This window comes from Gracilimonas mengyeensis (assembly GCF_900182705.1).
Lineage (GTDB): Bacteria > Bacteroidota > Rhodothermia > Balneolales > Balneolaceae > Gracilimonas > Gracilimonas mengyeensis.
In genome coordinates this window covers 16,574-32,580 of sequence record NZ_FXTP01000006.1, presented here as the reverse complement: position 1 = coordinate 32,580, position 16,007 = coordinate 16,574, and the positions used below count along the sequence as shown (strand labels likewise).

Genomic DNA, 16,007 nt, shown 5'->3' with positions numbered 1-16,007 from the left:
TATGGATTATCCAATAGGACTTTGGGTAGATACTCAGGAAGCTCAACTTTATTGGGCTGATCTGTTTGCAGAAACGATAATGACTGCATCAACGGATACCACGCAGCCTGACATGCGTTCTATCATTAATTCGGTAGAAACGGGCTTGGGCTGGCCAACTGATGTAGTGGTAAACCCGGAAACGGAAACCATTTATTTCACCGTTCGGGAGGGCTCAGAAAGTGAAAAGGAAAGCGCCTTAATTTCAATGAATTATGAAGGGCAAGTAATTGACACCTTGCTAAATGAGGATGATGGCCTGGACTGGCCTAATGCCCTGGTTATGGATAATGTAAATAACATTATTTACGTGGCAGATGCTTATGAAGGCGTATTTAGAGTGAACCCTTACAACGAAGAGATTTCCGGCCCACTTGGCACCGGCACCGACGAAGCCAGGGGAATTGCGCTGGATCAACAAAGTGGAAAGCTATACATCGTGACAACAAATGATGAGATCCAAAGAATGAATCTGGACGGAAGCGGAATGGAAGTGCTGATCGATTCCGGTTTTGAAGAAGGCCAGAGAATAAAGCTGGATGTGGAAGCGGGTAAAATGTATTGGACCAGTGAAGGCGATATTTATGATGATGAGGTGCCTGGAAAAATTCAGCGGGCAAACCTTGATGGAAGTCAGGTTGAAGATGTTTTTACCGAAGCAGTAGATGCATTCAACGGCCTGTTTCTGGATACTTCTAATAATGAAATGTACGTCATAAGGAGGTATACCAATGCGATCCTGAAGATGAATATGGATGGCACTGACGTGACTACGCTGTATGATGGACAAAACAGCGGTTTAATTGATCCGGGGAAAATGGTCTATAATGAAAATACAGACGAGTTGATTTGGATCCGGGATGAAGATGATATTTATGGTCAACCGTATAAGGTTGTTAAAACCGCAGCAGATGGCAGCGGGGAATTAGAAGTATTATTCAGTAATGAGGATGAAATAAATTCCATTGAGATCGATGAGGAAAATGAACGTCTTTTCTGGGCTATCTCCGAAGGCTATGAAGCTCAGATTTATATGGGTGAACTTGATGGAAGTAATCCGCAAATGCTGACCTCGATTAGTTCTTCAAGTACCACGCGTATTCCTGATATCGAGTATAAAAATGCCACGGATGAAGTGTTCTGGCTGGTCGACGGAAGAGAGCGAATTGAAGGAATTCACAAAATGACCATAGATAGTGACAGCAGTACCAGAATCAGCAGTACGCAATATCTCACGGATCTGGCTTACTCTGCTACTAACGACAGCCTGTATGCTTATGGCTACGATAATATCATAAAATTGGCTATAGATGGTTCCGGTGAGGAAGCGGTGATTACCGAAGGCGGACGTCCGGGAGATCTGGCTATTTATGAAGACCGATTGTATTGGGGATTTAATGGCGGGATTTTCAGTTCCGATCTGGCAGGAAATGATTCTGTTATGGTGAGTAATAATGATGTTGGTGAAAACCGTTCATTTGTATTTGGACCTGAAATGATCTTTACCAGTACAAAAGATGAGCCTACCGCCGTATCTATGCCTAACCGCATCAGCTTAGAACAAAACTACCCAAACCCGTTCAACCCAAGTACGAATATCAGTTTTTCACTGCCTAAGACTTCAAACATTAGCCTGAAGGTATATAATATGCTTGGGCAGGAAGTGGCTACGATCTTTGAAGGGCGAGTTGGACATGGAGAACATAGCTTCAAATTTGATGCCGGAAATCTGGCTAGCGGAGTGTATTTATACCGTTTAGAAGCCGGAGAATTTAGCCAGGCCAAGAAATTCACGCTCATCAAATAAACGGCTGTTTGCACCACATATAAGATCGGAAAAGTCTTGCCCTTGCTAAAAAAGTAAGGGGCAGGCTTTTTCAACTTCTACGGTAATTGCTCCTGCCTTCAGGCCGGTGAAAAAAGACAAGAAAAATAAAGCTTTGCCCCAATGGATGAATGAAATGACCTATTCTTCAAAGCTTTTGCTGTATGGCCTTTTACCCTGCGTTTCGCCAACCCTCTACAAACATATGGACGTTTATGCCATCAAAATTCGGGTTCGTTATAAAAGAGATTTGCTTTCATCGGCCTGAAGGCCGGAGCAATTTATTTCTCATCTCGAACTGACGCTAATTTAAAAGCCAAACTAATCCCATCGTACACCCAGGGAATGATTGTATCTGTCAACAAAGGTTTCGTGATTAGAATGAATTGGAAGGATAAAAAAAGCAAGAACAGTGTCCCTCTTTGGAGAGGGCATGCGGAATGAGCTTGCTCATGGAGCGAGGGAGAGGGAAGCCATGGATTCGTACCGAGCCTTAAATCACGAGATAGCCACTGGCACTACCCTCTCTGGTTTTTCATCAGCACAGGGCTGTTGAAAAACCGGTCTCTCCAAAGAGACACAGAATATGGAGCGATGGCACATGAAGTACTACAGATTCTTTAACGTTTAGGAGGCTACTGCATAAATAATATTAATCCCCTTGCTCTTCCCTCATCTTCTGGCACTCGCAATTTACGCCGTATTTTTTGCACAAGGGATGATCCGGTGCTTCGGAAATTCGGGCTTTACAAGGACCGCGGCCATGATGAATCATCAGGTGCGATAAATCGGTCCAGCTTTCACGGGGAAACAGGGCCATCAAGTCCTTTTCAATTTTGTTGGTATTTTTCTTCTCTTTAGTCAGCCCAAAGCGATTGGAAAAACGTTTCACGTGGGTATCTACTACCACGCCTACATTGATGCCAAAGGCATTGCCCAACACTACATTGGCGGTCTTTCTTGCAGCTCCCCTGAGTTTAAGGAGATCTTTCATATTCTTCGGCACCTCGCCGTCAAACTCTTCTACTATTATCCGCGATGATTCTTTAAGAGCCTTGGCTTTATTCTTATAAAAACCTGTTGAGCGAACCAATTCTTGAAGCTCCTTCAGCGGTGCATCTTTCATGAGTTCCGGCGTGGGATAGGTTTCAAACAAAGCCGGAGTGGTTTTATTAACCCGCACATCGGTACACTGCGCACTCAAAATGGTGGCTATTAACAGTTCAAAAGGATTGCGGTGGTTAAGCTCACAATGCGGATTGGGATAATGCTGGTAGAGCTCATTCAGGATTTCCAGCGCCCGCTCTTTTTGTTTCTTTGATTTTTTAGGAAGCTTGGGAAGGTCGTCTTTTGCTTTCGCCATTTCAGTGATCAGTTAGCAGTAAACAGTTATCTTTGGCTCAGAAGGTATGATTTTGTAGATAGATACGCAGGTGGTATTTAGGAGAACCTCAGTTCGAGATAAAAATGATACAAAAATAGGCTGGTCAACGCGAGGAGCCCATTTGCGTACATAAGATAGTATGTCTACCGACGAAGCGATCTTCCTAATAACGCTCAGAGGCATTATCCGGGAGATTGCCACGGTATTTGCTCCCATACGGTCGCTGAATACCTCACAATGACGGGTTTTTATATCGAACTCACGTTAAGATAGTAAAAGTGAGAGCAGAGCTTCCGGCCTTTAAACCCGGGAATGAAATAAATAAAAAAAGGACGCGCCTTGAACCGGCACATCCTTTTTTTGGACCTCAAATCTAAATTCGTGGTTACTTCAGTAAAATCATTTTCATTGTGGAAGAGAAGTTTTCAGCGGTGAGGCGATAAATATACACGCCACTCGATAAATTCCGGGCATCAAATGATATCTGATGCTGTCCGGCAGCCTGACGATCACCATTCACCAAAGTGGCCACTTCCCGGCCCAGCATATCAAACACTTTAAGCTTCACCCGGCTGTTTTCAGCGAGCTCATAACTAATGACCGTAGTGGGGTTGAACGGGTTGGGGTAATTTTGTTGCAGGCTAAAGGTTCGGGGTGTTTCCGGTTTTTCTTTCGTACTGTTGATGATCTCCCAATTATCTCTGCCGGGCGTTCCTCCCAGCTGATCAGAGGCGCCCCAGCTTTCAGCCAAGGCATTATCCAGCTCATACGAAAGCAAAGCCAGCGTGTAGCCCTCTCCATCGGCAGCGGTGGGCCAGGGCTCGTCATCGGTGTATTCCACACGATCAATGAGCACTCCATTGGAATTGAAGATCCGAACCTGATCACCTCCACCTCCAAGGCCAAAATCAACTTCAAGATCTACCATCGGTACATTGGGATGTATACTTCGAAAAGCAGCCGTGTCATCAGAAAGCACAAGATATCCCTGGGCGGCAATAATCACCCCGTCAGGGATCACAAATGCGTGCTCGTCGTCCTCATCCCGAAAGGTCCATCCGGAGAGGTCAATATCAACCGAAGAATAGTTGAACAGCTCCACCCAGTCCCCGGTGTTTATATCATCGCTGGAGTTGTAGTTGATTTCATTGATGACAATTTCATCGTTTTCTACAGCGCCAAAGGTGGCTTCTATCTCAATGGAGGTGGAGCCGAGAGCAACAGAAATTTCTTTGTCAGCACCCGCAGTTTCTCCGTTTATCATCCAGCTGGTGAGCTCGTAACCCGGTTCGGGATGGGCTTGCAGGGTGATGCTTGTGTTTTCAAAATACACCCCGGTCCAATCTCCGACCACCGTATTTGGGGTGATGGAATTCAATTGCACGGTACCATTTGAAGTCTGGGCAAGCTGCACAACCAAAGTATCGATTTGCAGGGTATCCCGGATTTCAGTGTAGATGAAGCGGGGATAATTCACTACATATTCTTCGGTGATGTCGCGGGTGTACTCCATATCGTAATTGGTTGGACCGCCGATATCAAACCAGCCATCACTCCATCTTAGAGTGTCGCGGGGCATTTCAGGGTTGATGGCGGTGTCGATGGAGTCAATCACTCCAAGCATGTACGAAGGCTCAAAGGCGGTGTTCATCATATCGGCTAAACGATTAAGAAACATCTCCCGGTAGGTTTCGTTTTCCATCATCCGACCAATAATCCAAAAGCCGGCAGGCTCTTCGCTCAGATATCTCGTAAAAACCCGCTCGTATTCATCCCAGTCATCGCCGAGATTTTTCCACCAGTCAAAATCATGAGAGATATAGCGCCATTTCCCTCCCGCTTCCCGTGGACGCCAGTAGCGCAGGTTATTGGGATCGCCGTGAGAGGTATATACCTGGTATACCCAATGATCGGTAAAACTTTGGAGATCAATCAAAGAGTCGGCTATCGCAAAAAACTCTTCCCCTTGCAAGGATTCATCCTGAAATAAATCCAGCAGCGCATCATAAGACTCATAGTTGCCGTCTTTGACTTCGCTGTAATCCTTAATCATATCAATATCGTCGTAGCCAAAACGGGATTCTACAAAATCATCGTTTTTACGCTCTTGCAGATTATACACGCCCCAATACTGCCCGTTTAAATACAATACCACCGGCTGGTAAGCTTGCATGGCATTATGATGATTCCAGTCTTGGTTAATGGTGTACATCAGCTCGTTTAGCAGTCGCGAACGTTCTTCGGCCCCGGCGCGCAACCCAAAACCATCGTACTCGGTGTAATCATTTTCCGGAAAGAGGTCGTAGTCCAGTTCGTCAATTCCATAGCTGGAGTTGTTATTAATGATGAATGATTTTTTAGGGAAACCGCGGCTAAAGTTACCGCCGATACTCGCTCCCCCATCAAACTCAAATTCTACCGAGCCGGATCGATTCAGATATTCGATATGAACCGGACGTTCCCATTCTTCCCAGAAATTGGCACCAAAGAATGGGAAGTTTTCTCCCGCCTCGGCGGAATCTCCAATTACATACATTCCCTCCTCTTCGCCGAACAGGCTGTCGGGATCCATGACAAACGTGACTACAGGAATGGTATGTGAGTCTCCAAATAAATAGGTGTTTGTGCTTATCGGGCTGATTGCTTTGCCCGGTTCAATAGCTATGGCACGTAGTACGGCTGAGGAATCAATGGTAATGGGGCCCTCATAAAGCGTAGAACTAGTTGTAGGGATACCTCCGCCTATCGTGTATCTAATCTGTGCATCCTCAGAAGGAGCTTCAATACCAATTACCAGCGAAGATGAATAGAATCCGGATTCCAGAGTAAAAGAAGGTGCTTCGGCCTGTTGTTGGAGCTCACTTCCTGAGTTGGTAGCTAAGGGTGTGGGATTTAGATACGTGAAAGCACCACTGCCGTCCGGGTTCCTTCCCCAGGCTATGTCTTCTTCGAGTTCGGGAAATGCAACGGAATCAATACGGGTGACTCCGTCATCATCCGTTAAAATAACGTATTCACCGCTGGCACTAAGCTTGGTGTCCACATGCAGGGCTCCCTGTTCCGGATCTCCATCAAACCAAAGTACCAGGTATTCGCCGGGACCAATGGTAGTTTGATTGCTTTGATCGGAAGGTATCTGCCATTTCAGGGGCTCTTCGGGATCATCGGTTACATACATCCCGCCAAAGTTTACAGAGACTTCGCCGGCGTTAAAAATTTCAACCCAGTCGTCAGCTTCGCCTTGCTCATCGGTCAGGGAAGAACCGTTAGAAGCAACAATTTCATTAATCTTGATTTGTGCGTGTGCAGGCAGAGCAGACACGGCAAAGCCCAACAGTACCAGTAGAATGGAGTGTTTCATCAGAAAAATTTTAGTTGTTTATACCCAAGTATCAGTAAAAATAGACAGTCACCAAAGGTAGTCGTAATTCAAGATAAATTATAATTGGACCGGTATAGATCTTGATCTATCGGATTTACAGTAGTTGTTATCGGCAACAGGTCCGTTTGCTAAAGGGGAAACCACCAATCTGTTTCGATAAGAGTTATGTAAGTGAATTCTTTTAAGGATAAGCAGCGGGATGTTCAGGGCTTCGGGTAATATTTCAATGTTCTATTCCGTATCTTTGGCGCTCAACGAATTTTGAATTGTAAACATCATACTCACATGTCGAATCTGGACAACCTGGATAAAATTGTTTCGCTGGCCAAAGCGCGGGGCTTCATCTTTCAATCTTCTGAAATTTACGGTGGCCTTAGTGCCGTGTATGATTACGGTCCGCTGGGCGTGGAATTGAAACGTAATATCCGCGATGCTTGGTGGAAAGAGATGACTCGTCGCCACGACAATATTGTTGGGGTTGATGCGGCTATCTTTATGCATCCTAAAGTGTGGGAAGCCAGTGGTCACGTAGGCGGTTTCAACGATCCCATGATTGACGACAAACAGTCCAAGAAACGCTACCGTGCCGACATGCTGATTGAGCAGTACATTGAAAAACTGCGCAGCGACGACAAACACGAAGAAGCCAATGCCATCCAGGAAAAGCTGGATACCTGTGGTTCTCGCAAAAGCCTGACGGAAGACTTGTACGAAATCATCATGGAAAATGAAATCCGTGCTCCTGAATCCGGCGCCTTTGACTGGACTGAAGTACGGCAGTTTAACTTGATGTTTAAGACCCAATTCGGAGCTACAGGCAGCGAGGATGATGGGGTATATCTCCGTCCGGAAACCGCTCAGGGTATTTTTGTGAACTACAAAAACGTATTAGATACGGCCCGGGTAACGGTTCCCTTTGGAATTGCCCAAACCGGTAAGGCTTTCCGTAATGAGGTGGTGGCCCGACAGTTTGTATTCCGTATGCGTGAGTTTGAGCAGATGGAAATGCAATATTTTGTGAAGCCCGGCACCGACGAGGATGAGTACGAAAAATGGCTGGAAAAACGCCTTGAGTGGCATAAATTTATGGGGATCCGCGAGGAGAACCTCCGCACTGCGCCCCACCCGGAAGACAAGCTGGCCCACTACGCACGTGCAGCAGCCGATATTCAATACAAGTATCCCATTGGCTGGCAGGAAGTGGAAGGCATCCACAACCGAACCGATTTTGACCTGACTCAGCATCAGGAATTCTCCGGCAAAAAGCTGGATTACTACGATCAGAAAAACCAGGAGCGATTTACTCCTTATGTGATTGAAACCTCCGTAGGCCTCGATCGACTTACCTTGATGGTACTCTGCGATGCGTACCGCGAAGAAGAAGTAGATGGCGACACCCGCACCGTTTTGAAGATGAATCCAAAGCTGGCCCCAACACAGGTCGGTATCTTCCCGCTCATCAAAAAAGACAAACTGCAGGATCTCGCACACAAGATCGAAAAAGAACTGCTTGAGGAGTTTTCTGTGCTGTATGATGAGTCTGGTTCCATCGGTAAACGCTATCGCCGCCAGGATGAAGCCGGAACGCCATTTTGTATCACCGTGGATTTTGACGGTGTGGAATCTGAAGGCGAAGACACGGTAACCATCCGCTACCGCGATGATATGAGTCAGGACCGAGTGCCTGTTTCTCGTCTCTCCGAAGTCATCCGCGACGGCATGAAAGACTGGACACCAGAGGATTAATTAGATTTGGATGCTATCAGACGGACCGGGAGGTCTGCCAAAGCATTCCTCCCGATTCGTTCGGGAGAGGTTGGGAACGAGGGAGTGGTTAAAAAATCCTGCCAATCAAGAAAATCGAGACCAATCCTGGTTCAAATAGGAAAAAGTGAGTCAAGGACTCTTTCAATGTTTGAAAGCATTTAGCCATCAATGAGGACTACCCTCCTTTGTTTTTCAGCAGCATGGAGGCTGCTTGCAAACCGGTCTCATCTTCACATTCCCGGAGGAACACAAGGTTCGGGACTTTAGCTAATTAAAGGCCAGTGAGAATTTTAAGCGTAGGTACTCCATTCAAAATCCCGCAGGGATTACCGAATTTAGCCACGGAGTTTTCGCGAAGCGATGCCGAAGGCAACTCCGTGGAACAGAAGATCAAAAAGGGAAAAGTCCTGTAAGGACGAACCCATTGTTGGCGAATTTGATATAAATGAGATTGAAGTGCAGCTATGGGGCATCCCTCTGGGATTTTTGCTATGCATTCAACTCCAAACCACGGAGTAAACTCCGTGGCTACTGTCGACCGTCCCTCTCGGGACTTATATTTTTCCCCATATCTCACATAAAGCTGATTTATTCAATCTTTCACCTCGCTCCACACGCTCTGCGTTGGAGCGATAAGATTGTCACCATTCATCCGTTCTAAACGGCACAGCAGGTAGGCCTTCCTCATTATACAGCGAAACATCCGGGTTATCGGCCCAGGCATAGCGAACGGCTACGGGATTTTCCACTTTATCCGACCAGACCACAATGTCGTCTCCATCAATTTTGGCCTTGGCCCAGTGGAATTTCTCATCGGCACCTGCAATGGCAAATCCGAGGACTTCATCGGTGCCTTTGGTGATCAGCCCGGAACCGGTGTGGTTAAGGCTGATGCGAATTTTATCGCCCTCAACTACATGTCCACGGTACATCGGCCCGGAATACACCATTTGCTCGCCATAAGCCACTTTTTGAGCTGCTTTCCAGAGCCGGGCACCTACGTCATGCTTGTTGCGGGGATGGATGTCGTTGGCATCGCCAATATCAATAATAGTAGCCATACCGGTGTTGGCGAGCGTTAGTGTCTGCGTTTGTGCTTCGCGGAGGCGGGCCCAGTCGCTATCATTGGGCTGCTCACGTTTTTGCATATAATTGGCCAGCTGTACATACAGAAAAGGAAAATCTCCCTGATGCCAGCTTGCCCGCCATTCTTCGATCATAGCCTCAAAAAGCTCATTGTAATATTGATGCACACCGGCATTGCTTTCCCCTTGATACCAGATCGCGCCTTTGATAGAATAACCGGCCAAGGGGTGAATCATGGCGTTATATAAAAAGCCCGGAGTCCATTCGTAGCGAGATACCTGTGGCATGGGCGGCTCAATGGAATTGGAATATTTCCATTCACCGGTAAGCGGCATTTCTTCTCCATTTATGGTGATGGACATGTTATTATTACCACCGATATTCACCTGATTATTCCAAGAGTTTACGGCTCGAAAAGCAATGTGATTGGTTCCAGTTTTGAGTAGCCCGGGATCCACATCAAAAGTCTCATTGGCATTCTGCCAGCTTTTCTGTCCTACTTGCTCCCCGTTTATGTAGAAGAAAGACTCTTGTGATATATCCCCGGTAAAAAGACTCACGGATTCAACATCAGCTGCATCCACAGCAAAAGTTCTGCGCAGCCAGGCTACATCTGAAAGAGGCTCAGTGGTGGGCAGGCTTACGGTCTCCCAATCGTCATCATTGTATTCGGGTTTATGCACGCTGGCTTCAATCCCTGCTTGCGGGTTACCTACCAACTCAAACTTGCGCTCGTTTCGCGCTGTATTCTCTGCAATTTCCTGCTCCCAATCTAAAGCGGGATCCAGCACATCTTTTGCCGCTTGCTTGTAGCCATCCACATCCAGAAGGCGCAAAGCTGGAGTCCACGCTTCGGCCGGAGTGCCGCCCCAGTTGCTTTCCACGATACCTACCGGTACATCTTTATCAGCATGATTCAGCTTGGCGAAATACCAGGCTACAGCAGAGAAATTTCCAGCATTATCGGGATGAGCTTTTTTCCACTCCCCGCCGGGGAATTTATGTTTTGGGGATGGTGCGGTGGCTTGAGGAATTTCAAAAAAACGGATTTCCGGGAAATCGCCACTATTAGCTATTTCCTCTTCCCAGTTTTCAACCATCCAGCTGAGTTTCCATTCCATATTGGATTGACCACCAGCTACCCACACATCACCAAAATACACATCATTTAGCGTGACGGTCTTTCCGCTTTTTATGGTGATGGTATGCGGCCCACCCGCCGGCTGATCGGGCAGATAAGCTTCCCATTGTCCGTCTTGGTCGGCAACGGTTATTCGGTTGATATCACCCAGTTGCAAACTGACCTCGGCTCCGGGATCAGCCCATCCCCAGAAACGAACATCGGTATCCCGTTGTAGCACCATATGATCACTGAAAATTTTAGGAAGGCTGAGGTCTTGTGCAAATAGAGAAGAGACACTCATCATTAAGATAAAAGTGAGGGAAATAAGTTTAGACATGAGAGGCTTGATTTTAAGGCTGGTACTAAAATTTATTCAAATAAGTTGAATAAATTTTAAACAAAAGTACAGTACGATTAAGCTGATATTCTTAATTCAATACACTTAGACAAGCTTACAGCCAGGAAAAAAAGATATAAAAGACTTTATTGATTTGTTTTTGATTGGGTGAACTGGCCTCCTTTAAATACCCGCATCAAATAAAACAGGCACGGCAGGATAATACATGAGCCAATTACCAGTGCCCAAACCAGCTGTGTGAGGGTAGCGTCCGGGGCAGCGGTATTATAGAAAGTGAGGTCTTCAAAACCGTCTGTGCGGTTGATGATAGACGGATATTGCACCCAAAACCAGGCCAGCAGAATGGCCACCACCTGTCCGGCGGCAAATATGCGGGATAAAATCACTTTGTAATGCTGCAAGCTCCACCAAATGGCCGGCAGTAAAAGCGTAGCCAGAGCAGCCATCAGAATGGCAAACCAGGAATCAAGGAACATGCTAAGTAAAGTCAAGCCTTCAAAGTGGGCCGAGGCAAATACGAGAATGCCTATGAAGACGGCGGCGATATTGAGATTTCGGGCGGTTTTGGTAAATGCCGATCGTTGCTTTTCTTGGGAGGTTTCACCGATCAGATAGATAGCAGCCAGAAAGGTGAAGAGGGTGACGGTGAATAATCCAACACTAAAAGAAAACAAGTTAAGCCACGGGGTGATAAATCCTTCCACAAAATGTTCGGGTTCGGGATTGATTTTACCCAAGGTGGCTGCCCCTGCAATCACTCCCAAAAACAAGGGAGTGAACACACTCGAAATTTTAAATACAGCGTTGTAAATATCGTTGGTTTCATCCTTAATGGCATCATAGTGCATGTAGGTGAAGGCGGTGCCGCGCAGCACGATACCCACCAGCATAAGCAACAGGGGAATGTGAAGGTGTACCGACATGGCCGCATACACTTTCGGAAAAGCCATGAATAAAATTACCACCACTAAAACCAGCCACACGTGATTAGCCTCCCAGACAGGGCCGATGGCATGAGCAATGGTTTCCCGGTCGCCTTTGCCGGAGAGAATTTCCAGCACGCCGGCGCCAAAATCAGCTCCGCCAAAAAGCACATAGAATACGATGGATAATCCGAGGAAGAATATGACAATCTCAATCAGCATCGGTTTCGGCTTTGAGGTTTGCGGTTTGGTAGCGGTCGGATAGCGTGATGACTTGCCGGTACATCAGCCAGCTTACAATCACCGTAAGCAGCAGATAGAGCGCAATGATGAGGTATAGCGGATATTGCAGTCCGGGCATAGAAGAGAGCGCATCTTCCGTCTTCATGATTTCATAGATGATCCAGGGTTGCCGGCCCACTTCTGTGACAGTCCAGCCGGCTTCCACGGCAATAAAGCCAAGCGGCGTACAAATACCCACTAGCCAGAGAAACCAGCGACGAAACAACAGGTGTTTTTTCTTCCAGTAGAAAAAGAGGTAGAGCAATCCCACAAACATCATCAAAAACCCGGCACCCACCATAATTTGAAAGGCGATGTGGGTGACCAGCACCGGCGGCCATTCATCTTCAGGGAATTCTTCCAGTCCGATCACTTCGGCGTTCAGGTCTCCGTGGGCGAGGAAACTGAGCATTCCGGGAATGCGGATAGCAAAATGTACTTCCCGGTTTTCTTCATCCGGGATACCACCAATGATCAGGTCGGCACCACGCTCGGTTTCAAAGTGGCTTTCCAGGGCAGCAAGTTTGGCAGGTTGACGTTCAGCTACATCCTTGGCGGAATAATCACCACTGATGGGTTGCAGGATGGCGGCAACAGCGCCTATGGCTAGGGCAATTTTAAGAGCTTTCCGGTGAAATAAATTATTACGGTCTTTGAGGAGCAATAAGGCATGCAAGCCCGCCACCCCAAAACCGGTGGCTACAAAGGCAGCGATGGTCATATGAATGGCCTGTGAGGCCCAGGCATCGTTAAACATGGCAGCTACGGGGTCAATATTGATGGCCTCTCCGTTCACCCAGTCGAAACCGGCCGGGCTGTTCATCCAGGCATTGGCAGCCACTACAAAAATGCCCGAAGCAACCCCGGAAATCCCTACCACTAAACCGGTGCCCCAGTGCACCCAGGGTTTGAGTTTATCCCATCCGTAGAGAAAAAGTCCGAGTGCAATGGCTTCTACAAAAAAGGCAGTCCCTTCCCAGGAAAAAGGCATCCCGAAAATAGGTCCGGCGTGTTCCATGAAGGTCGGCCAGAGCAGGCCCAACTCAAACGAAAGCACAGTGCCTGATACCGCGCCGGTGGCAAAAAAGATGGCAACGCCCTTTGACCATGCCTTGGCTAAATCCTGGTACACCTGCTCGCCCGTTTTTATCCATTTGTATTCTGCGATGGCCATCAGGAAAGGCATGGCCATCCCGATGCAGGCAAAAATGATGTGAAAGCCCAGCGAAATGGCCATTTGCAGCCGGGCGGCAAGTAGATCTTCCATAACAATTTTATGTTGTTAAACCGACACTCTTATATCAAGGTAACCAAATTCTTTTATATGAAGAATAAATGAAGAAGAGGTTTTTAAGGAAGATTGAAGATTAAAAAATGGGGAAGGTTTTTACTTTGAGGTGCTATGAGAAATATTGTAGCCCCAAAAAAGCATCTCTGCACAATGCATTCGGCAGGAGATGGGCAGGACTCACCGGCCGAAATGGAATTGGATAGAACAAACCCGAGAAATTCGTCTGACCACTGATGGGGCAAAATGGAACCATATGCTCGTAAGATTGTGCAGGTGCATACCGCTGAAATCACACAGAAGTGGTCCGACGATTGACAAAGGCAGGAAGTTGGGAGGCCGGAAAAACAGGATTGCCGGTGTTCAATCGTCGGACGAGGACGTGCGCTGGATAGCGAAAACGCCACAAAAGCATCCACGGTGCCGATGTTTCTGCAGCTCTTTCATTGTGTTCGTCCCAGCGCCTCAGAATAAAAAACTGCCAAAAATGGAAGATTTGAGATGAAGAAATTGGAATTCTCCAATTTAAAAGTATAGATATTTGCTGTCTCGAATTATTATCAGCGTTTGATTACATTAACTACATGTTCATCGAAAGTTACATATCAAAAAACTCCAAACAATTCAGGCATCTATGTAAGTCTCACCAAGTGAGGCTGAAAACCCCAAATGGGGTTTTACATGAATAACTCCCGGTGGAATCCACAGCGTGGATACAACCGAGGGATGAGATGCAGGATACTGCAGAACCCTGAACAGGGTTCAACCCAAAAGCCGCAAGGTTTCACCCCATTCGGGGTTTGCCTATTTGTTTCAATGGTACCCTGAGCTTTGGCTCAGGGCTATCTCATTCTGTTACCAGAATGGTTGGACACCTGTCGGTGTCTCCGGCACTATACTCATTTTGATTCGCATAACTACCGGTTAACTTACAGCCCTAAAAATGGTTAAAGGGATTTCTAAAAAGGAAAACCTAACCGATAAATGCGTTGCAAAAGAGTGCACTTTAGGCCTTTTTAGGGTGAGCCGAAAGGTGCTATTTAGGTGAGAAACGGGGTGATGGATAGGGTTTTCCCTGTATCATTTTCTTTTGGGATAAGTTCTTACAGTTTTATCCCCACTCAAACCTCAAAAAAACAGCCCACAAAAACCTTCGCAGTGCTTCTGTTAATTTTATTACCTTTTCGGGCGTACAAATCAATCAAATCAAATCATCACCATGAGCGGGAAGAAACTTTGGGAAAAGGGAATTGAAACCGATGCCTTCATCGAAAAATTTACGGTAGGCAAAGACCGGGAACTGGATTTGCAGCTGGCCAAGTATGACGTGCAGGGAACCATCGCCCATATCACTATGCTGGAATCGGTGGGTTTGCTGGAAAAAGAAGAGCTTGAAAAGCTGACGGCGGAGCTGAACCGCATCCTGGAAGAAGTCATTGAACCGGGCGAGTTTGAAATTGAAGAAGGCGTGGAAGACGTACACTCCCAAGTTGAACTGATGCTAACCCGCGAACTGGGGAATGTGGGCAAGAAAGTACACTCCGGTCGCTCCCGCAACGACCAGGTGTTGGTGGATGTACGATTGTTTTTACGTGACCAGATCAAAGAGATAAAGGAATTGACGTCAAAGCTTTTTGATACGCTGATGGACAAAAGTGAAGCCACTAAAGAGATTTTGCTCCCCGGTTACACGCATACTCAGGCGGCTATGCCCTCCAGTTTTGGAATGTGGTTCGGAGCCTACGCTGAAAGCTTGACGGATGATGTAGTCTTGCTGAAATCCGCCTATGACATTATCAATAGAAACCCACTGGGTTCTGCGGCGGGCTACGGCTCCTCTTTTCCGCTGAACCGAACCATGACCACCGAGCTGCTGGGTTTTGAAGGGATGAATGTGAATTCGGTGTATGCACAAATGGGTCGGGGTAAAACCGAGCAGACGCTTTCGTTTGCCATGGCCTCGCTTGCAGGCACCCTTAATAAACTGGCTGCGGATGTGTGCCTGTATAACAGCCAGAATTTTCAATTTCTGAAACTGCCCGATGAGCTGACGACTGGATCCAGCATCATGCCGCATAAAAAAAACCCCGATGTGTTTGAACTAATACGGGCCAAAACAAACCGGTTACGCTCCCTTCCCAACGAAATCATGATGGCAACAGCCAACCTCACTTCCGGTTATCATCGGGACTTTCAGCTGCTGAAAGAAATGTTGTTTCCAGCCATCGAGGAACTAAAAAACTGTCTTTTCATCACCGAATATGCTGCCAGTCAGATGGATGTAAACGAAGAAGTGATGGATGATCCCAAGTATAAACTGACATTCTCTGTGGAGGCGGTGAATAAATTGGTAGTGGATGGTGTACCGTTTCGGGATGCGTACCTGCAGGTGGCCCAACAAATTGAACAGGATACTTTTGTACCGCCCAAGCAGTTAGACCATACGCACGAAGGCAGCATTGGAAATCTGGGTAACGAGCAGATTAAACAGCGAATGGATGCGCTACTGAATGTTTTTAAATAGGTAATTTAAAATTCAGCATTCATAAT

Annotated in this window: 8 protein-coding genes; 3 read left to right on the top strand and 5 right to left on the bottom strand. The window is 46.8% G+C overall.

The features are described 5' to 3' along the window. Nucleotide 1: 1 nt before the first annotated feature. Nucleotides 2–1,846: a T9SS type A sorting domain-containing protein gene (locus FN815_RS07725; protein ID WP_185957214.1), complete on the top strand. Its 1,845-nt coding sequence runs from the start codon at nucleotides 2–4 to the stop codon at nucleotides 1,844–1,846. Between the two features lie 670 nt (nucleotides 1,847–2,516). Here the strand turns inward: FN815_RS07725 and nth are convergent. Both nth and FN815_RS07715 read right to left on the bottom strand, forming a co-directional pair. Next, the gene (gene nth / locus FN815_RS07720; protein WP_142454056.1) at nucleotides 2,517–3,227 is read right to left on the bottom strand and encodes an endonuclease III; all 711 of its coding nucleotides are present in this window, start codon (nucleotides 3,225–3,227) and stop codon (nucleotides 2,517–2,519) included. Between the two features lie 406 nt (nucleotides 3,228–3,633). Beyond that, the gene (locus FN815_RS07715) at nucleotides 3,634–6,609 is read right to left on the bottom strand and encodes a lamin tail domain-containing protein (protein WP_142454055.1); all 2,976 of its coding nucleotides are present in this window, start codon (nucleotides 6,607–6,609) and stop codon (nucleotides 3,634–3,636) included. Nucleotides 6,610–6,915: 306 nt separating this feature from the next. Here FN815_RS07715 and FN815_RS07710 point away from each other — a divergent pair, with 306 nt between their 5' ends. Continuing rightward, the gene (locus FN815_RS07710; RefSeq protein ID WP_142454054.1) at nucleotides 6,916–8,376 is read left to right on the top strand and encodes a glycine--tRNA ligase; all 1,461 of its coding nucleotides are present in this window, start codon (nucleotides 6,916–6,918) and stop codon (nucleotides 8,374–8,376) included. 662 nt (nucleotides 8,377–9,038) lie between these two features. Here FN815_RS07710 and FN815_RS07705 read toward each other — a convergent pair. From FN815_RS07705 to FN815_RS07695, 3 genes are all read right to left on the bottom strand, one after another. Further along, nucleotides 9,039–10,943 (bottom strand): sialate O-acetylesterase, encoded by a 1,905-nt coding sequence (locus tag FN815_RS07705; RefSeq protein ID WP_142454053.1) that lies wholly within the window; start codon nucleotides 10,941–10,943, stop codon nucleotides 9,039–9,041. Between the two features lie 146 nt (nucleotides 10,944–11,089). Continuing rightward, on the bottom strand, nucleotides 11,090–12,109 hold the full coding sequence (locus FN815_RS07700) for a cytochrome d ubiquinol oxidase subunit II (protein WP_142454052.1): 1,020 nt from the start codon (nucleotides 12,107–12,109) through the stop codon (nucleotides 11,090–11,092). Continuing rightward, nucleotides 12,099–13,436, bottom strand: coding sequence for a cytochrome ubiquinol oxidase subunit I (locus FN815_RS07695; RefSeq protein ID WP_142454051.1), 1,338 nt, complete (start codon nucleotides 13,434–13,436; stop codon nucleotides 12,099–12,101). Before FN815_RS07695 ends, FN815_RS07700 begins: the two co-directional genes overlap by 11 nt. Before the next feature lie 1,240 nt (nucleotides 13,437–14,676). Here FN815_RS07695 and argH point away from each other — a divergent pair. Continuing rightward, nucleotides 14,677–15,981: an argininosuccinate lyase gene (gene argH / locus FN815_RS07690; protein WP_142454050.1), complete on the top strand. Its 1,305-nt coding sequence runs from the start codon at nucleotides 14,677–14,679 to the stop codon at nucleotides 15,979–15,981. Nucleotides 15,982–16,007 lie beyond the last annotated feature (26 nt).